This window comes from Paenibacillus sp. FSL K6-1318 (assembly GCF_037976905.1).
GTDB classification, from domain to species: Bacteria; Bacillota; Bacilli; order Paenibacillales; family Paenibacillaceae; genus Paenibacillus; species Paenibacillus amylolyticus_A.
Map to the genome: position 1 here is coordinate 333,398 of NZ_CP150270.1, position 23,770 is coordinate 357,167.

General features: G+C 46.6%; 18 protein-coding genes, 17 tRNA genes and 3 rRNA genes. 33 read left to right on the top strand and 5 right to left on the bottom strand.

The genetic code is table 11. The features are described from left to right. Window positions 1-65: 65 nt before the first annotated feature. The gene (locus tag NYE45_RS01570) at window positions 66-515 is read left to right on the top strand and encodes an SRPBCC family protein (protein WP_062838169.1); all 450 of its coding nucleotides are present in this window, start codon (window positions 66-68) and stop codon (window positions 513-515) included. 181 nt (window positions 516-696) lie between these two features. Next, entirely contained in the window at window positions 697-2,226 is a 1,530-nt protein-coding gene (locus NYE45_RS01575; protein WP_340015306.1) for a PAS domain-containing protein, read from the top strand. A 140-nt stretch (window positions 2,227-2,366) separates the two neighbouring features. On the opposite strand, the gene pyk is transcribed toward NYE45_RS01575, so the two are convergent. Further along, window positions 2,367-3,782 (bottom strand): pyruvate kinase, encoded by a 1,416-nt coding sequence (gene pyk, locus NYE45_RS01580; RefSeq protein WP_062838171.1) that lies wholly within the window; start codon window positions 3,780-3,782, stop codon window positions 2,367-2,369. A 113-nt stretch (window positions 3,783-3,895) separates the two neighbouring features. Between pyk and NYE45_RS01585 the strand changes: the two genes are divergently transcribed. After that, complete coding sequence (locus tag NYE45_RS01585; protein WP_062838172.1) at window positions 3,896-4,675, top strand: AraC family transcriptional regulator; 780 nt, start codon at window positions 3,896-3,898, stop codon at window positions 4,673-4,675. A gap of 132 nt (window positions 4,676-4,807) precedes the next feature. On the opposite strand, the gene NYE45_RS01590 is transcribed toward NYE45_RS01585, so the two are convergent. Continuing rightward, complete coding sequence (locus NYE45_RS01590) at window positions 4,808-5,479, bottom strand: phosphatase PAP2 family protein (RefSeq protein WP_340015307.1); 672 nt, start codon at window positions 5,477-5,479, stop codon at window positions 4,808-4,810. A gap of 305 nt (window positions 5,480-5,784) precedes the next feature. Between NYE45_RS01590 and NYE45_RS01595 the strand changes: the two genes are divergently transcribed. The 4 genes from NYE45_RS01595 (at window position 5,785) to NYE45_RS01610 (ending at window position 7,967) form a co-directional block, all read left to right on the top strand. Then, window positions 5,785-6,573 carry a CPBP family intramembrane glutamic endopeptidase gene (locus tag NYE45_RS01595; protein ID WP_340015308.1) on the top strand — a complete coding sequence of 263 codons (789 nt, stop codon included), beginning with the start codon at window positions 5,785-5,787 and terminating at the stop codon, window positions 6,571-6,573. Window positions 6,574-6,714: 141 nt separating this feature from the next. Then, window positions 6,715-6,951, top strand: coding sequence for a hypothetical protein (locus NYE45_RS01600; RefSeq protein ID WP_036607962.1), 237 nt, complete (start codon window positions 6,715-6,717; stop codon window positions 6,949-6,951). Window positions 6,952-7,346: 395 nt separating this feature from the next. Beyond that, window positions 7,347-7,547 carry a cold-shock protein gene (locus NYE45_RS01605; RefSeq protein ID WP_024633772.1) on the top strand — a complete coding sequence of 67 codons (201 nt, stop codon included), beginning with the start codon at window positions 7,347-7,349 and terminating at the stop codon, window positions 7,545-7,547. A 192-nt stretch (window positions 7,548-7,739) separates the two neighbouring features. Next, window positions 7,740-7,967 carry a cold-shock protein gene (locus NYE45_RS01610; protein ID WP_017691121.1) on the top strand — a complete coding sequence of 76 codons (228 nt, stop codon included), beginning with the start codon at window positions 7,740-7,742 and terminating at the stop codon, window positions 7,965-7,967. Window positions 7,968-8,212: 245 nt separating this feature from the next. On the opposite strand, the gene NYE45_RS01615 is transcribed toward NYE45_RS01610, so the two are convergent. Next, entirely contained in the window at window positions 8,213-8,560 is a 348-nt protein-coding gene (locus tag NYE45_RS01615; RefSeq protein WP_340015309.1) for a hypothetical protein, read from the bottom strand. Window positions 8,561-8,724: 164 nt separating this feature from the next. Between NYE45_RS01615 and NYE45_RS01620 the strand changes: the two genes are divergently transcribed. Then, window positions 8,725-9,459: a class I SAM-dependent methyltransferase gene (locus tag NYE45_RS01620; RefSeq protein ID WP_340015310.1), complete on the top strand. Its 735-nt coding sequence runs from the start codon at window positions 8,725-8,727 to the stop codon at window positions 9,457-9,459. A 56-nt stretch (window positions 9,460-9,515) separates the two neighbouring features. Here the strand turns inward: NYE45_RS01620 and NYE45_RS01625 are convergent, their stop codons facing one another. Further along, on the bottom strand, window positions 9,516-10,160 hold the full coding sequence (locus tag NYE45_RS01625) for a GntR family transcriptional regulator (protein WP_340015311.1): 645 nt from the start codon (window positions 10,158-10,160) through the stop codon (window positions 9,516-9,518). Window positions 10,161-10,481: 321 nt separating this feature from the next. Between NYE45_RS01625 and NYE45_RS01630 the strand changes: the two genes are divergently transcribed. The 25 genes from NYE45_RS01630 (at window position 10,482) to NYE45_RS01750 (ending at window position 22,439) form a co-directional block, all read left to right on the top strand. Further along, on the top strand, window positions 10,482-11,303 hold the full coding sequence (locus NYE45_RS01630; protein WP_340015312.1) for a transporter substrate-binding domain-containing protein: 822 nt from the start codon (window positions 10,482-10,484) through the stop codon (window positions 11,301-11,303). A gap of 23 nt (window positions 11,304-11,326) precedes the next feature. Continuing rightward, window positions 11,327-11,983 (top strand): amino acid ABC transporter permease, encoded by a 657-nt coding sequence (locus NYE45_RS01635; protein WP_340015313.1) that lies wholly within the window; start codon window positions 11,327-11,329, stop codon window positions 11,981-11,983. A gap of 141 nt (window positions 11,984-12,124) precedes the next feature. Further along, window positions 12,125-13,345, top strand: a complete 1,221-nt coding sequence (locus NYE45_RS01640) for an ornithine--oxo-acid transaminase (protein WP_340015314.1) — start codon at window positions 12,125-12,127, stop codon at window positions 13,343-13,345. Then, complete coding sequence (rocF, locus tag NYE45_RS01645; RefSeq protein ID WP_340015316.1) at window positions 13,317-14,300, top strand: arginase; 984 nt, start codon at window positions 13,317-13,319, stop codon at window positions 14,298-14,300. The genes NYE45_RS01640 and rocF overlap by 29 nt, the downstream gene beginning before the upstream one ends. Window positions 14,301-14,956: 656 nt before the next feature. After that, window positions 14,957-16,509: ribosomal RNA gene (locus NYE45_RS01650) — 16S ribosomal RNA — on the top strand. 298 nt (window positions 16,510-16,807) lie between these two features. Continuing rightward, window positions 16,808-19,734: ribosomal RNA gene (locus NYE45_RS01655) — 23S ribosomal RNA — on the top strand. A 137-nt stretch (window positions 19,735-19,871) separates the two neighbouring features. After that, a 5S ribosomal RNA gene (gene rrf / locus NYE45_RS01660) occupies window positions 19,872-19,988 on the top strand. The 16S, 23S and 5S rRNA genes sit together here with 17 tRNA genes alongside, the layout of an rRNA operon. A 59-nt stretch (window positions 19,989-20,047) precedes the next feature. Beyond that, window positions 20,048-20,121: transfer RNA gene (locus tag NYE45_RS01665), tRNA-Ile, on the top strand. Between the two features lie 35 nt (window positions 20,122-20,156). Beyond that, window positions 20,157-20,232 (top strand) — tRNA-Ala (locus tag NYE45_RS01670). 1 nt (window position 20,233) lies between these two features. Continuing rightward, window positions 20,234-20,309, top strand: a tRNA-Asn gene (locus NYE45_RS01675). A gap of 3 nt (window positions 20,310-20,312) precedes the next feature. Beyond that, window positions 20,313-20,404, top strand: a tRNA-Ser gene (locus tag NYE45_RS01680). Between the two features lie 17 nt (window positions 20,405-20,421). After that, a tRNA-Glu gene (locus NYE45_RS01685) sits at window positions 20,422-20,493 on the top strand. A 6-nt stretch (window positions 20,494-20,499) separates the two neighbouring features. Next, window positions 20,500-20,575: transfer RNA gene (locus tag NYE45_RS01690), tRNA-Val, on the top strand. 20 nt (window positions 20,576-20,595) lie between these two features. After that, window positions 20,596-20,669 (top strand) — tRNA-Met (locus NYE45_RS01695). 25 nt (window positions 20,670-20,694) lie between these two features. After that, window positions 20,695-20,772 (top strand) — tRNA-Asp (locus NYE45_RS01700). A gap of 22 nt (window positions 20,773-20,794) precedes the next feature. Further along, window positions 20,795-20,870: transfer RNA gene (locus NYE45_RS01705), tRNA-Thr, on the top strand. A 97-nt stretch (window positions 20,871-20,967) separates the two neighbouring features. Next, window positions 20,968-21,043 (top strand) — tRNA-His (locus tag NYE45_RS01710). Window positions 21,044-21,054: 11 nt separating this feature from the next. Next, window positions 21,055-21,129 (top strand) — tRNA-Gln (locus NYE45_RS01715). 9 nt (window positions 21,130-21,138) lie between these two features. Continuing rightward, window positions 21,139-21,214 (top strand) — tRNA-Lys (locus NYE45_RS01720). A gap of 9 nt (window positions 21,215-21,223) precedes the next feature. Beyond that, window positions 21,224-21,311, top strand: a tRNA-Leu gene (locus NYE45_RS01725). Between the two features lie 8 nt (window positions 21,312-21,319). Beyond that, window positions 21,320-21,394 (top strand) — tRNA-Gly (locus NYE45_RS01730). A gap of 6 nt (window positions 21,395-21,400) precedes the next feature. Next, window positions 21,401-21,477: transfer RNA gene (locus NYE45_RS01735), tRNA-Arg, on the top strand. A 16-nt stretch (window positions 21,478-21,493) separates the two neighbouring features. Then, window positions 21,494-21,567: transfer RNA gene (locus NYE45_RS01740), tRNA-Pro, on the top strand. A 13-nt stretch (window positions 21,568-21,580) separates the two neighbouring features. Next, window positions 21,581-21,651, top strand: a tRNA-Gly gene (locus tag NYE45_RS01745). 182 nt (window positions 21,652-21,833) lie between these two features. Beyond that, window positions 21,834-22,439 carry a short chain dehydrogenase gene (locus NYE45_RS01750; RefSeq protein ID WP_340015318.1) on the top strand — a complete coding sequence of 202 codons (606 nt, stop codon included), beginning with the start codon at window positions 21,834-21,836 and terminating at the stop codon, window positions 22,437-22,439. 214 nt (window positions 22,440-22,653) lie between these two features. Here the strand turns inward: NYE45_RS01750 and NYE45_RS01755 are convergent, their stop codons facing one another. After that, window positions 22,654-23,700, bottom strand: coding sequence for an ABC transporter substrate-binding protein (locus NYE45_RS01755; RefSeq protein WP_340015319.1), 1,047 nt, complete (start codon window positions 23,698-23,700; stop codon window positions 22,654-22,656). Window positions 23,701-23,770: the final 70 nt, after the last annotated feature.

Here is a 23,770-nt window from a genome sequence, read left to right on the forward strand (position 1 = left end):
ATAACGATAGGATAGGAGTGCGAGGTTGGCAGATCGCATATCCAATACATAAAGGGAGTGAGTCTATGGAACTCAAATATGAGTTTTATATCAATGCAGGGCTGGAAGATGTGTGGAATGCTCTCATTTCACCAGACGGCACACGGAACAGCTTTTTCGGTAGTGAACTTCGTACGAATTTTCAGCCAGGTCAGCCGTTTGCTTATGTAGGGCCGGGCAATGATGGTGCGGAGACTGTCCATGTGTATGGAGATATATTAGAATTCGAACCGTTGTCCAGACTCAGCTATCAGGAGCATCCAGGTCCATCATATCATGCGAACCATGCCGAGCTTCAATCCAGAGTGGCTTTCCAGTTGGAGACTGTGGGGGAGTGTACGAAGCTTACGCTGATCAATGATCAATTTACAGATAACCATCCTTCCTTTGCCAATGCACAGAGCAGCTGGTGGATGATCCTGAGCAGCATCAAAACTTGGGTAGAGACGGGAAAAACACTGAATTTTGGCTGGTAGTTAGCTGGCAAGAGGCAGTCATGAATGACTGATTATAATAATAAAAAAATATATATAACAAATGAACCAGTGCTGATTCAGCGCTGGTTCATTTTGTTTATACAAATTAAGACTATAGCTCTACATTTAATGTCTAATGATGTCGAAATATATATCATATGACCTAAGAGGAGAAATGAACATGTTTCGTAAAAGCACTGAATCTACTAAACAACTTCGTATAGATGCGTATCAAAAATTATTGGAGTATAGTCGTAAGCTGGTTGCAAACGCAGAAAAGGGCGACTATGGTACATGGGTCGAAGATGGCATTGAGTTTCAGGATGCCGATGAAATAGCCAGTAACATCAAAAAAGCAGTACATATGATGAAAGCACAGAACGAAGCTGTGGAAATGCGTCTTAAGATGCTGAATCAGGCGATGAATGTGGGATTATGGGAATCTGAAATCGTTGCCGGTGATGCGCTGGATAACAATAATATCATCGCATTTTCGAATGAATTCCGCCAAATGTTAGGTTTCCATAATGCCAAGGATTATCCCGATTCCTTTGCAAGCTGGGCCAAATCCATCTATCCGGATGACAGACCTCAGCTGGTGCAGGAGATTATGAAACATGTGAATGACCCTGGAGCAACGAATGCTTATAACGTAATTAGTCGTATGATTACAAAAAGTGGAGAAATCCGCTGGTTCCGATGTCTTGGACAAGTCGTCCGAAATCAGGCTGGCGTTCCGGTCAAACTTCTGGGCATCATGTTTGATATTCATGAGGAAAAAAGTAAGTCCGATGAGCTGGAAGCACTCGTCACCCGATATGATCTTGTTAACCGGGCCTTGGTGGAGGCACCGTGGGATATGACCGTTGTGGCAGGAGATGTGGTTAACCCGAATAATGAATTTTGGTGGTCACCCCAGTTCCGCAGAGAATTAGGGTTCAAAGACGAGCAGGATTTCCCGAATGTGTTCAGCAGCTGGAGCAGCCGATTGCATCCGGAAGACCATGACCGGACGATTAATGAATTTGCCAGACATATGAATGATTACAGTGGCCGCACGCCGTACGATCTGGATTATCGTCTGCAACGCAAAGACGGGGAGTATCGGTGGTACCACGCGGGTGGGGAGACCATTCGGGATCAGGATGGAGTACCGCTCCGTGTAGCTGGAACGATTCGTGATGTAACCCATGAGAAGAATAAGGAACAGATCGTGGAAGCCATGAATATGAAAACAAAACAATTGTCGGAGTCCATTGGTGAGATGGTACGTGGAATCAACTCGATTACCGATCAGGCACAGGATTTGGTGACTGCACAGGAATTGTCTGCCGATGCAGCCATTGAAGTGAAAAGCAGTGCAGATGATACGAAGAATATCACCGTGTTTATTCGGGAGATTGCGAGTCAGACCAATCTACTCGGGTTGAATGCAGCCATTGAAGCCGCGCGAGCGGGAGAGCTGGGACTGGGGTTTGGCGTCGTTGCAGGTGAAGTGCGCAAACTGGCTGATCACAGTTCAGAGGCCACAGTAAATATCGAAGATAGCATGCAGAAGATGAAAACACTGATTGATCAAATTCTGGAGCATATCGGTAATATGTCTACGTTAACGCAAAATCAAGCTGCCCTGACACAACAGGTGAATGCTTCAATGGATGAGATTAACACCATGTCACAGGATCTGGTTGATTACTCGCGGAATCTATAATTTCGAACCCATTTGTTGTAACATCACGATTCATTGGCATACATCATCGACAAAAAATCCACCGGGGGCATTTCTGCTTCCGGTGGATTTTGTATTTCTTACTTATAGCTAAGATTATAGCTACAGTTTCAGCTATTTGATTATACTTGTTGAACTTTGATCAGGTTCGTATTACCGGATTGACCGATTGGAACACCAGCGGACAATACAATGATGTCACCTTTTTCGATGTAACCTGTTTTGATTGCGTTGCGTGTAGCAGATTCGAACATTTCATCCGTAGTGGTTACTTTGTCGCCCATAACCGGAATGACACCGGAGAGCAGGCAGATTTTCGCCAATACTTCTTCGTGTTGTGTAACTGCGATGATTGGTGCTTTTGGACGATACTTGGAGATCATGCGTGCTGTGAATCCACTCTCAGTCGAAGTGATGATTGCTTTCGCATTCAGCACGAGGGAAGAACTTACAGCGCCCTGACTGATAACTTCAGTAATATCAGCGATCTGTTGAGCAGATTTTTGTGCGAATTGCTCTTTGTAATCAATCATCGTTTCAGCACGGCGAGCAACAGCAGCCATCGTGCGTACAGATTGTACCGGATATTTACCAGCAGCCGATTCACCAGACAACATCACAACGTCTGCACCTTGGAGTACGGCGTTCGCTACGTCACTTACCTCGGAACGAGTAGGACGCGGGTTCACTTGCATGGACTCCAGCATGTGTGTAGCTACGATAACCGGTTTACCAGCGCGGTTACATTTATCGATCATTTCTTTTTGCATCATTGGTACGTCTTCGATCGGTACTTCAACCCCGAGATCTCCACGAGCTACCATGATACCGTCAGATGCTTCAATAATGTCATCCAGGTTGGTCATACCTTCCTGGTTTTCAATTTTGGAGATGATCTGAACGTGGTCTACACCGCGTTCTTTCAGAATGCTGCGGATTTCACGGATGTCGTCGCCTTTACGAACAAAGGATGCTGCGATAATTTCGATATCGTTTTCGATCCCGAATCCGATGTGCATAACGTCACGCTCAGTTACACCTGGCAGTGTCGTTTTGATTCCTGGCAAGTTAACCCCTTTGCGTGGTTTCAGAATGCCGCCACTGATAATTTTACAATGGATATCGGATCCTTCCACAGACAATACAGTCAGATCCACAAGGCCATCATCGATGAGGATGCGATCGCCAGGTTTTACAACGAGGTTCAGCTCTGGATAGTTTACGGAGATACGCTCAGCGTCACCGAGAATTTCTTCAGTCGTCAGGATCAGTTCTTTACCTGCTTGCAGGTGGCAGGATGCTTCTTTCAGTTTGCCGATACGTACTTCCGGCCCTTTGATGTCCATCATGATCGGTACATAAGTGTTCAGTTCGGAAGCTGCTTTACGGATATTGTTGATCCGTGTCACGTGATCTTCGAGTTCGCCATGAGCCATGTTCAGACGGGCAACGGTCATACCTTCCTGAATCATTACTTTCAACAATTCGATTGAGTCACAAGCAGGTCCCATGGTACAAATAATTTTTGTTTTTAACATGCTAATTTCCTCCTCATATTTAAAGCTTATATGTGTATTGTAGCGTTTTCTGTCGAAACAGGGTATGAACTATAGTACAATGATTAGAGTATAGTCCAGTAATGAGGTGTGTTATGGTCACTCCACTTGAAGTACGGCACATTAATGGTGTTGGTTGGTACGAAGAAGGTGTGCAATCCCATGAGACTTGGCGGCTTAGTTTGGTTACTTATGGAAAATGTGTATATTGGGTGAACGGTGATAAACAGATCATGGAAAAGGGTGAATTGCTACTCATTCCAGGTGGCGTCCCGTATTACGGCAAGAGTATTCCTACGGTAACGCATACGCAGATTGTGATTCAACTGCAACGCGACCATACAGAAGGTCTGCCTGCACTGGAGCGATATGAGGCTTTACGGCATAAACCCGGTTGTTATGAACTGATTCATCAACGCATGAGCGCTATTTATCAACAATGGCAGGAGCGTCCGTCTTATTATGTCATGATGAGCCAAGCCTTATTGATGGAAGTGTTGATTTATATGAACAGGGAGCTGGATCGGGGAGTTATTCCTCCGGAGAGGCATATTCATGTGGAACGGATGAAGCGATACATTGAGCGGCATTATCGGGAGAGAGTGACGAAGGAAGAACTCGGAGACGAGATCAACAAGACACCCAATTATGCTGCTGCATTATTCAAAAGCATGACGAATCAGACCATCAGTCAATATGTCCATGATCAACGGATGAAAAGAGCGGTATATTTGCTCACTGAGTCACAACTCTCAATTCAGGAAATTGCCGAATTTCTCGGCTACCGGGATCTGTCCTATTTTTACCGCATATTCAAGCGCATAACGGGAAGTCCACCATCCGATCTGCTCCATGAGCGCCCACCTATAGCATGAAACGCGTAGTCCAACCCAAATAAGTTCTTCTATATAAAAGGTTCGATTAAATAAGTACGAAAAAAAGAGGGCCTAGGCCCTCTTTTTCTTTTATGGCAGGATCATCATCCTACCTGTTAGATATATTAACCACTATACATGACTGCTTGGATTAGAAGCCGTGAGTGGTTGCTTGCCTTTTTTTCGTGCCTGCCCAAGACGAACGGCAAAGACACGTACAGTCCAATACGCGGCCTCTGCAAACAAAATACCTCCGGCGATGTCGAGCAAAGAATGCTGTTTTACAAATACCGTCGAAGCAATAATCAACCACAACCATACCGACCAGGAGATCCGTGCTAACGGCTTAAAGTTCAAGTGTCTGTTGATGATAATAAATAGCAAGTAGCTGGTTAGAACGTGAACACTCGGGAAACAGTTGAAAGGCGCATCATTCGTATAGATAAACTGTACTAACACGCTGCTCAGATCGGTTCCGCCGACTTCGGGACGTGGTACATGGGTAGGAAACACCGCAAAACAGACATTGGCAGCCATAACACCAACATTATAGGTAATCAGCGTACGCCAGAATAGCGACTTGTTCGTCAGACCCAAATAAAGAAATCCAAGATATAGAATGGGCATCCAGCTAATGTACGGATAAATAAATTCTTTGAGAAAAGGAATCTGTGTATCAATCCAGGCATAATTGTAGAAGACATCACTCCCGGTATTGCTGCCTAGAAATAAGTAAATGGAGCCTTGGAGCGGTATGCACAGAATAGCCAGTAAATGCCCCCAGCGCTGAAAGAATGCTTTCATAGTATCCCCCTGATTTCATTATGCATTTTGAAACTATCGTTATGGGTACTTCATAGATATATGACGTTGGAGAGTCGCCGCACCCCTGCAGCATTGAACTCTTGTAATACTATAATGGACAGATTCAGGTACAAGCCATACCTGATTTTAGGGGAAAAGCAGTCAGGATAAGTCTCTTTTTTGTTACTTTTATAGTTTTATCCATAATAGGGATATTCAATATACTGGTGATGTGATACAACTATATTGGCATATAAGTTCATATGACAACGAAAAAAAGTAAATGAAACGAGGTAGGTAAATGTATGATTAATCCGCAATCCAAGCCAAAACATTCCTTTTCCGAGCGCAAACCTGTGCTCACCGTCGTGATTATTGAGCTGCTTCTCTTGTTAGCCGTATTTGCTGCAGGGGCCATTGCGACGATAAAACAACTGGACTACACTTCCCCTGTACTCATCTCCTTTACACCAATTGCAATTGTTCTGATCATCTATATGACGTTAAGGCGCAAGTGGGGAGAGACTGGATTCCGGTCCTTGCGAAATATCCCGGCGAACCATGCAAAGTATTATATTCCACTACTCCTTGTACTGGGTACACTTGCCCTGAAAGGATTTGGGGAGCTGAGCTTGTCCCGGGTAGCCTTTTTCATCTTTTTCACCTTGCTCGTAGCTTTTGTTGAGGAAACGATCTATCGGGGCCTTATTTTCAAAACATTGCTACAAAAAAGTGCAGTGGCCGCAGTTGTGACCTCCAGCATCTTGTTTTCAATTACACATCTCCTGAATGCATTGTCTGGTCAGAATCTGACGGATACGATCATGCAATTGGTCTATGCGCTGCTTCTGGGAGCGGCACTGGCGTTATTAATGCTGAAGAATGGAAATATCGTACCGCTTATTTTGTTTCATTTCATACATAATCTGATTCAATTCCTCGGGAATGACCTGGAGGATACAGGAACACTTCCTTACGATCTGTTTATACTGGCGGTATTGATTGCATACTGTGTCTGGTTAGTGTGGAGTCACCGAAAGAATTCATCCATTCCTTCCAAAGGGAGTGAGCAGGCCACTACGGTTGTTCATTAAGGGAATTGCTTGGAAGTAGTTATCATACAGTTTCCCGTCAGCAGTTGGATCATGGTATACTTCAGTCTGGCGGGAAGACAGGTATGTTCAAGATACGAGGTCTGCCTATCCGTACATTAGGTTCATACAGTAGGTGATATTGTGGAAAAAACAGCACAAGGCGTAGCAGAATGGATGGTTCAGGAGATTAAATTCACAGGAACACTTCATCAGGAAGCTGCCATAGAATATGTGAAGACCCATTTTGGCGAAGAGTTTGTTTTTGTGAACGAGAACGGCAATACATCATTGTCCAAGGAAGTGAAGAAAGCTTTCCGGAAGCTTCATCGTGGGCAGATCGCCTGGGATCGGGATGCATTTATGTGGGCATGGACATAGTGTGTTACACTGTAGTAAGATGATTCTTTGGTTGTGTTGGATATGCATGTCAGAATTTTATATAAAAAATGTATAAGTTGGATTAGATCTGCATATCCTTTCATAAGACCGCACACGAGTGACCGGGCACATAAGCGTGATAAACCCTGTCCCCGTGCTAGTTAATAACATGTATTTCCAAAGCTGTTTGAAAAGAAAATACAAAGATTTGCTTTTTGGCTGAATTGGAGTTATAATAAAAACAAGTTGTAGAGAGTGGAAAACCTAATTCATATATTGTAAAGGGCGATCACTTATAGGTTTATGACTGGTACCTTTTTCAATGTGTGAATTTTTATTTGCTTGCTGCAAAGAACAAAGGAACATGTTAATCTTTATTTGGAGGTGTAATTCACATGCAAAACGGAACAGTAAAATGGTTCAACGCTGATAAAGGCTTCGGTTTCATCGAAGTTGAAGGCGGAGAAGATGTATTCGTACACTTCAGCGCTATTACAGGCGAAGGCTTCAAAACGCTGGACGAAGGTCAACGCGTGCAATTTAAAATTGTACAAGGAAACCGTGGTCCTCAAGCAGAAGAAGTTGTAAAACTGTAATTAAAGCATAGCTGCCTTTAACATGTTATAATGGTAAAGGCAGCTTCTTTTTTTTGATCAGTTATATGTATGAAAGTCGGCCCAATAGTTGTCGAGGCAGAAGTTCAGTGGGACGTAAGACTTCCGCTAAGTAGTGTCTTCTGTGAAATAACGTCGGTTAGATGTTTTTCCATAACAAAGGGGGTAGAAGTCATGTATAATCGCAAAAAACCGTTGGAAGAGATTCCACAAGCTGATGCGGCAATCTGGGAATGTACGAGTGATACGTGCAAAGGATGGATGCGGGACAATTTTGCGTTTGATAACGTACCTACTTGTCCGATATGTGCTTCTGAGATGGTCAGCACGACTAGGATGCTACCATTGCTTGAGAATTCGAATAGTAATCTGAAAACGATGCCTAAAGGAAATCGGATTTAACATAGCTTACCCGCCTCTAACGAGGTGTTTTTTTTTAGATTAAACAGACACCCTGTGCGAAGGTAAGGGTATTAAATATGAAGTTCCCGGCATTCGTTTTAGCGAATGCCTTTTTTTGTATCATTTTTTAGACAGAAAGTATAATGTAACGGACGTAAATCGTATGAAAAAGACAAAGCCCCTTTTCGCTATAAGCAAAAAGGGGCTTTGTTATGACTGCAATTTTAACACGATCAGGTTGGAGTTTAGATGAATAGGAACGGCAGCAGAAACAATGTTGCTACCAGAGCCAGATCGATCCCCGCTCCGTAGCCGTAACCCCCACCGTATCCTCCGTAACCATATGGACCGTAGGCCGAAGATTTAACTTTCTTTGTTGCACCAGCGTTTTTCTTGCTGCCTTTGACCAGCTGCTGTTTGGATTTGACTGAACATAGCCGTGGTCCCTCGAAACACCCGTTCAAATAAACTTTGCCATCACGACATTGACTAAGCGTACCATACATATGCTTACCGTCGTTCATAACGAGACAAACGGAACGTCCAACGTGCGGAGAAACCGTTTCTTCACATACCGGATTAATTCTGTACATGCATATCCTCCTCATTAGATGCGGTTGCCGCTTGAATTCAACGGTTTGTATATCATAGTAAAAAGAAGACCAATTGGTATGGACGAGTACCCGGAAAATCGAATAGGGAGGAGCCGTTTTTGAATCTGCTCCATACACTGGGAGGAGTGAGGAGGGGATGTCGCGTGGATTATCATGACATGCTGGCTCGGTTAGGGGAGGGGAGTGCCCATCCCGGAGGATTTTTGGCAACGATGAAGTTGCTGGATGGCTTATCTCTGCCTGGGGGTAGTCATATCCTTGAGATAGGATGTGGCACTGGGAGGACCGCGTGTTACCTGGCTAAAAGTGGTTATCGGGTAACGGCGATTGATCTTCATCGCAATATGCTGGATAAGGCAGTTCGGCGAGCGAGACGAGAACGGGTGGATGTTCGATTTGTTCAGGCCGATGTAGCAGCGTTGCCTTTTCCAGAAAATCATTTTGATGTGGTATTCGTAGAATCGGTTACGATATTTACCCCATGGCGGAGTGCACTTGCTGAGTATAGAAGAGTGCTGAAGCCGGCTGGACTTTTGGTGGATCGGGAGATGGTTCTATCAGGCAGAAAGACCGAATTGATGAGCCGCAGGTTGAAGCAATTTTACGGTATACGAACTCTGGCAACAGTAACAGCATGGAAAAAACGCCTCACACAGAGTGGTTTCACCAAGGTCGAAGTCCAAGAACATTCGCGATCCATGGAAAAATGGGGCGTGGATCATGATCCGCATCGGGAGATGGATATGACTTGGTTTGAGGATGAACGTATGCAGCGAATGAGTCGCACCAATGATCGCTTGCTCGCTAAATACGGCAAAAAATTGGGATATGCTGTTTTTGCGGCTAGGGTACCGTTGGAAGTCAAAAAGGAAAAGTAGGAAAAAGGCAACTCACAATAGTGTGGGTTGCCTTTGGTTTGTTAGGATATTCGCTATTACAACATATCGTTGTCGATAATCCGCCAGTGGTGCTTAAGTAGAGCTTCCAATTGGTTTTTATCCTTGGATCGAAAAGCGCTTAAAATTTGACGATGCTCTTCATTAACTTCGAGTAGTACCTCAGATAGCTTTGGCTTATTATCACTAACATACGACTGCCGGATGAAGCTGTTCTTCAATGTGTTTAACATCTCAATCACTGTGGCGTTACCACATCGCTGGATGTACAGGTTATGGAATTGATATTGGTTCTTGTTGTAGGCAGCAAGATCAAGCTGGCTGATATCTTCGTCCATTCGGACAACCAGAGTTTCCATCTCCAGTAGTTCAGATGGTTTGAGGTGGTCTGCTGCGAGTGTGGCGGCAAGTGCCTCCAATACACCGATCGCTTGCGAGAACTCTAGTTTTTTTCCTGCATCAAAAGGAGTGACAATAAATCCCCTGCGTGGGATGTATTGCAGCAAATTGTCCGAAGCCAGCTGGAAAAGCGCCTCCCGAGTAGGGGTGCGACTGATATCCAGCTTTTTGCATATCTCGGCCTCGTTGATCTTCTGGTTGGGAAGCAGGGTCCCGTCCTGAATCTTCTGGGCAATGTAATCGTATACGTGATCTTTCAAGGACCGGTATTTAGGTACCTCCATACCGAATCCTCCTTTCTATGTATAGTGATAATTGGATGGGGGTGGGGCCGTGCTGTACGCGCCGTTCAGGAGTTTCAAGTTTTTATCATCTTAACACCGAGGGGGAAGTTGGGCAAGCAAACTTCATGTTTCAGGCGATGTAAATGCCATGTTATATATAGTACATTTTATGGAATTAGAGCGTATAAATGTTTAAATAATGATTGTGATAAAGCAAATTGTTTGTTAGTATTACTTACATATAAGTCCATATATTGTCTTATGTATATTGTATACAAATTATTATGCTACTCATTCAAAAAAAGAATAGGGGTATGATCTGTGAAAAAAGTGCTTTTGCCAATGATGCTGTTGTTAGTGATTGTAATCATGTCTGCTTGTGGGCAGGAAAAAACGACAGGAACCGGATCGGACGCTGCTTCGTCTTCGGGGAGTAGCTCTGCTGAAAAGAAAGTAATTGTACTTGGGACCAGTGCGGACTATGCACCCTATGAATTTCATAAGAAAATCGATGGTAAAGATACCATTGTAGGTTTTGATATCGAGATTGCCAAAGCGATTGCGGCTGATTTGGGAGCTGAGCTGAAGATTGAGGACATGGACTTTGACGGCCTTCTTATGGCTCTCGGTACAGATAAAGTTGATTTTGTAATATCGGGCTTAACCCCTACCGAGGAACGAAAGAAGAACGTTGATTTTACGGATATCTACTACTATGCAGAGCAGGCTGTACTTGTTAGGGAAGGCGACGATGTGGCATTAAAGTCCGTGGATGATCTATCGGGCAAGCAGGTTGGCGTACAAAAGAGTTCCATTCAGGAAGGGATCGCTCAGGAAATAGAGGGAGCAAAGCTCACTTCTCTGGCTAAAATACCTGAACTGATTCTGGAGTTGCAGACGGGGCGCGTAGACGCACTCATTCTGGAGAAGCCGGTGGCTGAACAGTATGTGAATAACCAAGAGGGCCTTGTTGTTGCAGGTGTAGAGATTGAACAGGCTGAAGATGAGGGTGGTTCGGCCATCGCGGTGAAGAAAGGTAATCAGGAGCTACTCGATCAGATCAACACTACATTGGAAAAGCTCAAAACCAACGGAGATATTGAACGTTTCGTCGTTGAAGCCAATGAGATGCTCGGCGAATAAACCGGACGAGTGAGGGATATGCCTTGAATTTAGATTTTTCCTTTCTATTAGAACATTGGCAGGATTATGCACGAAGTGCGTGGGTGACGCTTGAACTTTCCTTCTTCGGCGTATTGTTTGGTACGTTGCTTGGTGTGATCATGGCACTAATGCGCATATCCCGAATATGGCCAATTAAATTTGTGGCATCGGCGTATATTGAACTCATTCGAGGGACGCCGATGCTGGTACAGATTCTTATTATTCATTATGGTCTGACCGTTATAGGTGTGAACTTGCCGGCATTTGTGTCGGGGGTGGTGGCTCTGACGATGAATAGCTCCGCTTATATGGCGGAGGTGTTCAGGGCCGGAATTCAAGCGATTGATAAAGGACAGACGGAAGCTTCACGCTCCCTTGGCATGACGCATGGAATGACACTTCGCTACATTATATTGCCGCAGGCTTTTCGTAACATGCTTCCAGCCATCGGCAATGAATTCATTATTATCATTAAAGATTCTTCGCTTGTTTCCATGATCGGCATAGCTGAGATTATATACACGGCCAGAACGATTCAGGGTGTTACGTTCCAGCCGCTTGCTCCACTCCTTGTTGCCGCCGGCCTCTATTTTATAATCACATTTACACTGGCTAATTTACTGTCTTGGTTGGAACGTAGACTGTCTACTTCTCGCTAACTATTGATAAAGGATTGGATTCGAGAAAGGCTGGGATTAGGCTACAGTGGAAATAGCGCGATGTAGTCGTAAATAGTGATGGCATCGCATACATTGATATTGTATTTTGTATACAATATTTTAGGGAGGAGTGTTGGGGGTATGTCGGATTCCAAAATGTTAATCGATTGGTCGGAACGTTATGCTGCGCCTAATTATCATCCGCTCCCTATTGTCATTGAACAGGCGGAAGGGGTATGGGTGCAAGATCCTGAAGGCCGTCGTTATATGGATATGTTAAGTGCATACTCTGCATTGAATCATGGTCACAGACATCCTGTAATTATACAGGCGCTCAAGGACCAAGCAGATCGGGTTACGCTGACATCACGGGCATTCCACAGCAGTTCAGCTTCTCTTTTTTATCAGAAGCTCTCACAATTTACGGGGAAATCAAAAATTCTCGCCATGAATACAGGAGCGGAAGCGGTGGAGACTGCAGTAAAGGCAGTGCGCAGATGGGCTTATCGTTGCAAAGGTGTACTGGAGAACCAAGCCGAAATCATCGTATGCTCTGGTAACTTTCATGGAAGAACGCTAACGGTAACTTCCTTTTCTTCTTCAGCGGAGTATAAAAAAGATTTTGGACCATTCACACCTGGATTCCGGATTATTCCCTATGGAGACATTGAAGCACTGAAGCAAGCTATTACACCGAATACGGCTGGCTTTCTTGTAGAGCCTATTCAAGGGGAAGCTGGAATTGTTATTCCGCCTGATGGATATTTAGCTGAAGCATTTGCTTTGTGTAAGAGCGAGCAGGTATTGACTGTAGCTGATGAGATCCAGACCGGATTTGGAAGAACGGGTCGCCGTTTTGCTTCCGATTGGGAAGGTGCTGAACCAGACATCTGGATTATGGGCAAAGCGCTGGGGGGAGGAGTTATGCCTATCTCGGCTATCGCTGCTGATGCGGATATACTGGATTTGTTTGAGCCGGGATCTCATGGTTCTACGTTTGGGGGGAATCCACTCGCCTGCGCGGTGGCTATAGCGTCTCTGAAAGTTCTTGAAGATGAGAAGCTCGCTGAGCGATCGGAGCGTTTGGGGAACTATTTTATGAAAAGACTTCGTGATATTCGCAGTTCAGTTATACGAGAAGTTCGGGGCAGAGGGTTATTTATAGGTGTTGAGCTACATGAGTCAGCACGTCCCTATTGTGAGCGATTGATGTCTGCTGGTTTGTTATGTAAAGAAACCCATGAGACGACCATTCGCTTTGCTCCGCCGCTGACGATTATAGAGTCCGAGATTGACTGGGCAATGGAGAGAATTGAGCAGGTTCTGATCAACAATGAAGGAGCTGACCTATATGAAAAATGATGGGGATGTCCATGGTGGAATAAAAGATACTTCTATTAATACGAGTCACACATCTGTATGGCGCAATGTTGTCATCATTAAGGTTCCTTTTGGACTCGGTGGAGCGAGAGGTGGTGCTGAGTTGGGACCGGATGAATTGATTACAGCTGGACTGAAGCGGGAGATCGCGAGTCTTGGGTTAGTGCTTTCCAAAGAAGTGCGGGTAGAGTGTCCTTCTGAACCTGCTGTCTCTGCTGGGCGTAATCGTGTGAAACACTTAAATGAGGTACGCCAAGTCAGTGAGAAGGTGTGTCATGAAGTATCGGTTGCTGTAAGGGAAGGAGCCTTTCCACTTGTACTTGGAGGAGACCATAGTGTAGCGATTGGTACTTTTGCCGGGCTAACAGCGCACTATTCTAATTTGGGTGTGATCTGGTTTGATGCGCATGCAGACTTGAATACCGAAGAACGTAGCTTATCAGGTAATATGCATGGGATGAGTGTGGCTGCATCCTTGGGGCATACTGCATTCAATCTGTCGCACATTGCTGGAGCAGGTGCGTTTATTGATCCGTCCAACCTGGTCTATATTGGTCTGCGTGATCTGGATGAGTATGAGAAAGAGCAGATTAAGGGACTGGGAATCCGAGCATTTACCATGCATGATATTGACCGGATGGGAATACAGCAGGTTATTGAGCAAGCAATAGCTACAGCGGGACAAGGGACAGATGGTATTCACGTCAGCTTTGACATGGATTGTCTGGATCCAAGAGAAGCTCCGGGTGTAGGTACCCCAGTACCGGGTGGTTTGAATTACCGGGAGGCACATTACGCATTGGAGATACTTGCTTCCACAAATCAAGTTACGTCCATGGAACTGGTGGAAGTGAATCCGTTGTTTGATCACAATAGGCATACGGCAAGGCTTGGTGTGGAACTGATCGCCTCGTTACTTGGTAAGCGCATATTGTGAGCGTTGAGAAGAGAAGTGGAGCGTCTATGTCGTGCTTGAGATAAGTTTGTCTTCTTTATATAGAAGAAAAGGAAAAAGAGATCCCCAAAAACCAGGGCCAGTTACAATGAATGTCCTCTGCAAACTTAGAGGGTGTGGCTTCCCTGGTTAAGTTTATTGGATAAGAGTAATAGAAGCTTCGTAATAAGCTGATGAAGTTATTGATATTACAGGAGCACAGATTACAATTGTGCGGATGAAGTAGACTATGATAATTAATCAAAAAAAGACTTGCAATCAAAATCTGTACATGGTATATTCTAATTCCGGCCAAGAAAACACGGTTTACACGGTGTGGCAAGCGAAACAAATAAGCTTCGAAAGAAACTTAAAAAAAGAGCTTGCAAAGTTGGTTTGGATGTGATAAGATATAAAAGTTGCTGAAGAGAACAACATTCGGTAACAAAACAAGTTTGATCTTTGAAAACTGAACAACGAGTGAGTAACGATCTTGCTTGCAAGATCGACGCTGAGAAATTGGTACAAATCTTCGGACTGTATGATTTCGAAGCAAAAAAAGAGATTTTTAATCTCGTCAGATTCAAAATGAGCTTATCGCTCTTTTCAAATACTGAGATGATTTTCATAGCGTTTAACCGCGTTACTGAAATTCATCTTTATTGGAGAGTTTGATCCTGGCTCAGGACGAACGCTGGCGGCATGCCTAATACATGCAAGTCGAGCGGACTTGAAGAGAAGCTTGCTTCTCTGATGGTTAGCGGCGGACGGGTGAGTAACACGTAGGCAACCTGCCCTCAAGTTTGGGACAACTACCGGAAACGGTAGCTAATACCGAATAGTTGTTTTCTTCGCCTGAAGAGAACTGGAAAGACGGAGCAATCTGTCACTTGGGGATGGGCCTGCGGCGCATTAGCTAGTTGGTGAGGTAACGGCTCACCAAGGCGACGATGCGTAGCCGACCTGAGAGGGTGATCGGCCACACTGGGACTGAGACACGGCCCAGACTCCTACGGGAGGCAGCAGTAGGGAATCTTCCGCAATGGGCGAAAGCCTGACGGAGCAATGCCGCGTGAGTGATGAAGGTTTTCGGATCGTAAAGCTCTGTTGCCAGGGAAGAACGCTTGGGAGAGTAACTGCTCTCAAGGTGACGGTACCTGAGAAGAAAGCCCCGGCTAACTACGTGCCAGCAGCCGCGGTAATACGTAGGGGGCAAGCGTTGTCCGGAATTATTGGGCGTAAAGCGCGCGCAGGCGGTCATTTAAGTCTGGTGTTTAATCCCGGGGCTCAACCCCGGATCGCACTGGAAACTGGGTGACTTGAGTGCAGAAGAGGAGAGTGGAATTCCACGTGTAGCGGTGAAATGCGTAGATATGTGGAGGAACACCAGTGGCGAAGGCGACTCTCTGGGCTGTAACTGACGCTGAGGCGCGAAAGCGTGGGGAGCAAACAGGATTAGATACCCTGGTAGTCCACGCCGTAAACGATGAGTGCTAGGTGTTAGGGGTTTCGATACCCTTGGTGCCGAAGTTAACACATTAAGCACTCCGCCTGGGGAGTACGGTCGCAAGACTGAAACTCAAAGGAATTGACGGGGACCCGCACAAGCAGTGGAGTATGTGGTTTAATTCGAAGCAACGCGAAGAACCTTACCAGGTCTTGACATCCCTCTGATCGGTACAGAGATGTATCTTTCCTTCGGGACAGAGGAGACAGGTGGTGCATGGTTGTCGTCAGCTCGTGTCGTGAGATGTTGGGTTAAGTCCCGCAACGAGCGCAACCCTTATATTTAGTTGCCAGCATTTCGGATGGGCACTCTAGATAGACTGCCGGTGACAAACCGGAGGAAGGTGGGGATGACGTCAAATCATCATGCCCCTTATGACCTGGGCTACACACGTACTACAATGGCCGGTACAACGGGCTGCGAAATCGCGAGATGGAGCCAATCCCAACAAAGCCGGTCTCAGTTCGGATTGCAGGCTGCAACTCGCCTGCATGAAGTCGGAATTGCTAGTAATCGCGGATCAGCATGCCGCGGTGAATACGTTCCCGGGTCTTGTACACACCGCCCGTCACACCACGAGAGTTTATAACACCCGAAGTCGGTGGGGTAACCGCAAGGAGCCAGCCGCCGAAGGTGGGATAGATGATTGGGGTGAAGTCGTAACAAGGTAGCCGTATCGGAAGGTGCGGCTGGATCACCTCCTTTCTATGGAGAATCGTTTCCTGTAACGGAAACATTCAAATAAGCAGGTTCTTAGAACCTGCAACAGCGATTCATTTTGGTTCATCACTTCGGTGTGGATGAAATGAAGAGCACAACACTCACTCGTTGCTCAGTTTTGAGAGCTCAAACTCTCAAACAGCTTGCTTTTGCATGGAGCTTGTTCTTTGAAAACTAGATATCGAAACGAAACAAACGCGAATTAGAACATTCCTTTTAGCTAAACTTGTGTTAATCAAGTTTAAATAAAACGGTAGATTGCTATTGCTCATATTGAGCAATTGGTTAAGCTACTAAGAGCACACGGAGGATGCCTAGGCGCTAGGAGCCGATGAAGGACGTGGCGAACAACGAAACTGCCTCGGGGAGCTGTAAGCAAGCTTTGATCCGGGGGTGTCCGAATGGGGAAACCCAGCTGGGGTAATTTCCAGTTACTCATAACTGAATACATAGGTTATGCAGAGGCATACCAGGGGAACTGAAACATCTAAGTACCCTGAGGAAGAGAAAACAATAGTGATTCCGTCAGTAGCGGCGAGCGAACGCGGAGAAGCCCAAACCAGAGAGCTTGCTCTTTGGGGTTGTGGGACGTCTCACATGGAGTTACAAAGGAACCGGTTAAGCGAAGAGGTCTGGAAAGGCCCGCCAAAGAAGGTAAAAGCCCTGTAGTTGAAAGTCTGTTCCCTCCGAGACGGATCCCGAGTAGTGCGGGGCACGTGAAACCCCGTATGAATCCGGCAGGACCATCTGCCAAGGCTAAATACTTCCTAGCGACCGATAGTGAAGCAGTACCGTGAGGGAAAGGTGAAAAGCACCCCGGAAGGGGAGTGAAATAGAACCTGAAACCGTGTGCTTACAAAAAGTCAGAGCCCGTTTTAGGGGTGATGGCGTGCCTTTTGTAGAATGAACCGGCGAGTTACGTTCCCGTGCAAGGTTAAGGTGAAGAGCCGGAGCCGCAGCGAAAGCGAGTCTGAATAGGGCGACATAGTACGTGGACGTAGACCCGAAACCGGGTGATCTACCCCTGTCCAGGGTGAAGGTGCGGTAACACGCACTGGAGGCCCGAACCCACGCATGTTGAAAAATGCGGGGATGAGGTGGGGGTAGCGGAGAAATTCCAATCGAACTCGGAGATAGCTGGTTCTCCCCGAAATAGCTTTAGGGCTAGCCTCGGAAAACAGAGTCGTGGAGGTAGAGCACTGATTGGGTGCGGGGCCCGCAAGGGTTACCAAGCTCAGTCAAACTCCGAATGCCATAGACTTACTTCCGGGAGTCAGACAGTGAGTGCTAAGATCCATTGTCAAAAGGGAAACAGCCCAGACCATCAGCTAAGGTCCCCAAGTGTGTGTTAAGTGGGAAAGGATGTGGAGTTGCACAGACAACCAGGATGTTGGCTTAGAAGCAGCCACCATTGAAAGAGTGCGTAATAGCTCACTGGTCGAGTGACTCTGCGCCGAAAATGTAACGGGGCTAAACACACCACCGAAGCTATGGCTTGATGCTTTGCATCAGGGGTAGGGGAGCGTTGTATAAGGGTTGAAGGTGTACCGTAAGGAGCGCTGGACATTATACAAGTGAGAATGCCGGTATGAGTAACGAAAAGATCAGTGAGAATCTGATCCGCCGAAAGCCTAAGGGTTCCTGAGGAAGGCTCGTCCGCTCAGGGTAAGTCGGGACCTAAGGCGAGGCCGAAAGGCGTAGTCGAAGGACAACAGGTCGAAATTCCTGTACCACCGTAAGCCGTTATGAGCAATGGGGGGACGCAGTAGGGTAGTGACGCAGACTGATGGATGTCTGTCCAAGCAGTAAGGCTGATGTGTAGGCAAATCCGCACATCATTAAGGCTGAGCTGTGATGGGGAGTGAAAATTACAGTAGCGAAGGTCATGATCTCACACTGCCAAGAAAAGCCTCTAGCCAGGTGATGGTGCCCGTACCGCAAACCGACACAGGTAGGCGAGAAGAGTATTCTAAGGCGCGCGGAAGAACTCTCGTTAAGGAACTCGGCAAAATGACCCCGTAACTTCGGGAGAAGGGGTGCCCCGGTAGTGTGAATAGCACGAGGGGGCCGCAGTGAAAAGGCCCAAGCGACTGTTTAGCAAAAACACAGGTCTGTGCGAAGCCGTAAGGCGAAGTATACGGGCTGACGCCTGCCCGGTGCTGGAAGGTTAAGGGGAGTGGTTAGGAGCAATCCGAAGCTGTGAACCGAAGCCCCAGTAAACGGCGGCCGTAACTATAACGGTCCTAAGGTAGCGAAATTCCTTGTCAGGTAAATTCTGACCCGCACGAATGGCGTAACGACTTGGGCGCTGTCTCAACGAGAGATCCGGTGAAATTTTAATACCTGTGAAGATGCAGGTTACCCGCGACAAGACGGAAAGACCCCATGGAGCTTTACTGCAGCTTGATATTGAATTTGGGTACGATCTGTACAGGATAGGTGGGAGCCTTTGAAGTGGGAGCGCAAGCTTCCATGGAGGCAACGTTGGGATACCACCCTGATCGTATCTAGGTTCTAACCTGGTACCGTAATCCGGTGCGGGGACAGTGTCAGGTGGGCAGTTTGACTGGGGCGGTCGCCTCCTAAAGAGTAACGGAGGCGCCCAAAGGTTCCCTCAGAATGGTTGGAAATCATTCGAAGAGTGCAAAGGCATAAGGGAGCTTGACTGCGAGACCTACAAGTCGAGCAGGGACGAAAGTCGGGCTTAGTGATCCGGTGGTACCGCATGGAAGGGCCATCGCTCAACGGATAAAAGCTACCCTGGGGATAACAGGCTTATCTCCCCCAAGAGTCCACATCGACGGGGAGGTTTGGCACCTCGATGTCGGCTCATCGCATCCTGGGGCTGAAGTAGGTCCCAAGGGTTGGGCTGTTCGCCCATTAAAGCGGTACGCGAGCTGGGTTCAGAACGTCGTGAGACAGTTCGGTCCCTATCTGTCGTGGGCGTAGGAAATTTGAGAGGAGCTGTCCTTAGTACGAGAGGACCGGGATGGACGTACCGCTGGTGTACCAGTTGTTCCGCCAGGAGCACCGCTGGGTAGCTATGTACGGACGGGATAAACGCTGAAAGCATCTAAGCGTGAAGCCCCCCTCAAGATGAGATTTCCCAGTATGTAAGACCCCTTGAAGACGACGAGGTAGATAGGCTGGGGGTGGAAGTGCAGCAATGCATGGAGCTGACCAGTACTAATCGGTCGAGGGCTTATCCAATATGCAAGTGATAATTCGCGTGTTTCGTTTCGAATCTAGTTTTCAGAGAATGATCTCTGAATATGCGCTGAACCATTCATCCACACAGTCGTGTCGGACCGAATGGAACGCGAACGCATTTGTTACACAAATGCTCGTTTGGTGGCGATGGCGGAGGGGTTCCACACGTACCCATCCCGAACACGACCGTTAAGCCCTCTAGCGCCGATGGTACTTGGACCGCAGGGTCCTGGGAGAGTAGGACGCCGCCAAGCGATTTCCCTTTGGGGTATTTTTTTTGCCCCCCTTGCCAAGGAATAAGGGATATATATTAGGGCCCTTAGCTCAGTTGGTTAGAGCGCACCTCTGATAAGGGTGAGGCCGGTGGTTCGAGTCCACCAGGGCCCATAGCAAGACCACAACAATGAAATATACCAGTGTATGGGGCCATAGCTCAGCTGGGAGAGCGCCTGCCTTGCAAGCAGGAGGTCAGCGGTTCGATCCCGCTTGGCTCCACCATTCCCTGATAGCTCAGTTGGTAGAGCACTCGACTGTTAATCGAGTTGTCACAGGTTCGAGCCCTGTTCGGGGAGCCATATGGAGAGGTGTCCGAGCTGGCCGAAGGAGCACGATTGGAAATCGTGTAGGCGTCACAAGCGTCTCGAGGGTTCGAATCCCTCTCTCTCCGCCAGATAATTTTTTTAGCAAGGCCCGTTGGTCAAGGGGTTAAGACACCTCCCTTTCACGGAGGTAACAGGGGTTCGAATCCCCTACGGGTCATAATATGGAGGCTTAGCTCAGCTGGGAGAGCATCTGCCTTACAAGCAGAGGGTCGGGGGTTCGATCCCCTCAGCCTCCACCATATAACAACTTTTATAATGACGCGGGGTGGAGCAGCCCGGTAGCTCGTCGGGCTCATAACCCGAAGGCCGCAGGTTCAAATCCTGCCCCCGCAATTAACTTTCCTTGAGAAAGTATTATGGAACCGTGGTGTAGTTGGCCTAACATGCCTGCCTGTCACGCAGGAGATCGCGGGTTCGAATCCCGTCGGTTCCGCCATTTTTAATTAAATATACACCGTGCCGGTGTAGCTCAACTGGTAGAGCAACTGACTTGTAATCAGTAGGTTGGGGGTTCAAGTCCTCTCGCCGGCACCATTTTTAGTATTTACATCTGATTTTGTGATAGAATGTATATTACAAGTGAAATTGTTAATACTAAGATACTCTTAGTCGATGAATGGCTTACTCTATGGCGATCGTGGCGAAGTGGTTAACGCACCGGTTTGTGGATCCGGCATTCGGGGGTTCAATTCCCCTCGATCGCCCCATGATTTTCTAATGGGGATTAGCCAAGCGGTAAGGCAACGGACTTTGACTCCGTCATGCATAGGTTCAAATCCTATATCCCCAGCCATTTCATTATGAGTCATTAGCTCAGTTGGTAGAGCACCTGACTTTTAATCAGGGTGTCGAAGGTTCGAGCCCTTCATGACTCACCATTATATTTTGCGGTCGTGGCGGAATTGGCAGACGCGCACGGTTCAGGTCCGTGTGGGCTAACCCCCCGTGGAGGTTCGAGTCCTCTCGACCGCACCATATGTTTTGCGGAAGTGGCTCAGCGGTAGAGCATCGCCTTGCCAAGGCGAGGGTCGCGGGTTCGATTCCCGTCTTCCGCTCCAATATTTGCGCCCTTAGCTCAGCTGGATAGAGCGTTTGACTACGAATCAAAAGGCCGGGAGTTCGAATCTCTCAGGGCGCGCCATTATTTTCATAAGTATCGGGATGTAGCTCAGCTTGGTAGAGCACCTGGTTTGGGACCAGGGGGTCGCATGTTCAAATCGTGTCATCCCGATTTTTTTTATTTTGCGGGTGTAGTTCAATGGTAGAACTTTAGCCTTCCAAGCTAATAGCGTGGGTTCGATTCCCATCACCCGCTTCCTAGTAACATACGGAAAAGTCTTTGCTTATAGCAAGGGCTTTTTTTGTGCGTTAAAAAGAATAAGTGTATTTCTTTCAAAATAGGGTCAATTGTCATTTGATTAAGGAGGGAATCTTTGTTTAAATAAACAAAACAATTCTTATCTGATTAACCGTATTTATAAAGGAGGACGAACAGTGATGAAAAGGGCTCTAGTCATTGGCGGAAATGGAACACTAGGTAAAGCTGTTGTTGCGAAGCTGAGAGATTATTCCGTTGAGGTTATTACAGCGGGTAGACAATCCGGGGATGTTCAGGTGGATATGACGTCGACAGAGAGTATTACTTCTCTCTTTGAAACGGTGAGTAGTATTGATTACGTCATTGTTGCGGCAGGCCAGACCCATTATGCGAAACTGGAAGAACTGACACCTGAGAACAATATGATTAGTGTGCAGGGAAAACTGCTTGGACAGGTTAATATCGTGTTGATTGGTCAGCACTATATTAACGACAAGGGGAGTTTTACGCTGGTTAGTGGCATTATACAAGACCACCCTATTGAGAAGGGGGCATCAAGTGCTATGGTCAATGGGGCTATTGATTCGTTTGCTAAAGCGGCAGCGTTTGAGTTGCCAAGAGGCATTCGTTTGAATTCGGTTAGTCCTAATCTGTTTGTAGAGTCGGCGGAAAGATATAAGGATTTCTTTATTGGATTTAATCCCGTGCCTGTAGAGAAAGTGGCTAATACGTTTATCCAGAGTGCACTTGGGATTGAAACAGCCCAAAATTTTAAAATATATTAAAAGCCGGACAGTTATGTATGATTTTGATGATTACCTATCCCTAATTTATTGTAGGATGAGAAGGGTGTACATGAAGTGCATTTAAATGTTAAGCATGTAGAATGATTTTTCTTGAAACAGGACTGAGTAAGGCCATTTGGAGTATAAAATATAAAGGAGATTCACCGAAAAAACGGTGAATCTCCTTTTGTTGAAACAGACAGTATGTTTGGATTCAGGGAGCAGGTAGTCCAAGAACCTCGAGCATTTCATTACGTTTGAGCGATTCGGCAATGGGGCCGTCAATGAGCCATTTCTTGGCATTGAGGACATAGACATGACCATTTTGAACAGCGGGTAGGCTTTTCCATACTTGGAGTTGCTGGATTTCATTTAGTTCATCTTTTGTTTTTTGCAACGCTTCAGCTGACCCATCTGAGCTAATGGACACGATAAACAGATAGTCTGCTTTGATTTCAGGCAAAAGCTCAACCGAGATACTGGCATTCATCCGTTCCGGATTCTCTGCCTCAAGTTTGGTAACGAGAGCATCGGGAGTGAATCCAATCTCATAACCCGCTCCTACATAACTGGAAGCCGGGAATGGCGTGGATGGAATGGACGAGAAAAACAAACGCATATCTTTCTCTTCCAGGCGCAGGAATGCAGCTGTGGGTTTGGTTTTGGTGATATCGGCTGCGAGCTCCTGAGCTTCAGTTACTTGATCTTTATTTTTTTGTAAAAGCTGTTCAGCCCGCTCTTCAATATCCAGCGCAGTAGCTACCTGCATGATAGATTCCTGCCAATTACGGCGATCGTAAGTGATCGTTGGCGCGATTTTCTCGAGTTGTTCGAGAATTTTGGCATCTAAACTGGCATTGGCAATAATGAGGTCCGGATTAGCGTTGACTACAGCTTCAAAATTGACACTTTCATTAATGGGTTCGACAGCCACGCCTTGGGCTTCAAGTTGCTCGTTCAGGTAGTCTTGCCGGCCAATAGGTGTAGCAAGTACCAGTGGTACCTCCAAGGAGAGGAGAATGTCCTCCATATTAATGGACACAATCCGTTCAGGATGTGCCGGGATTTCTTTGCTGCCACTGGCGCTCTCCACGGTCTTAGTAGCTGATTCAGCGGATGAATCACCATCTGTCTCCGCAGCTGATTTCACGCCATCTGCAGGTGGCTGCGAAGTGCTTGCAGGTGTCTGTCCACACGCAACAAGTAGCATGGCGAGTATGAAAAGGATCCCCGTTATTTTGACAAAATGCTGTTTGTACATCATAATCCCCCTGTGTTTCTAATGATATTGATTCTCAGTACACTTTATATTGTAGCGGTCTCACGTTGGG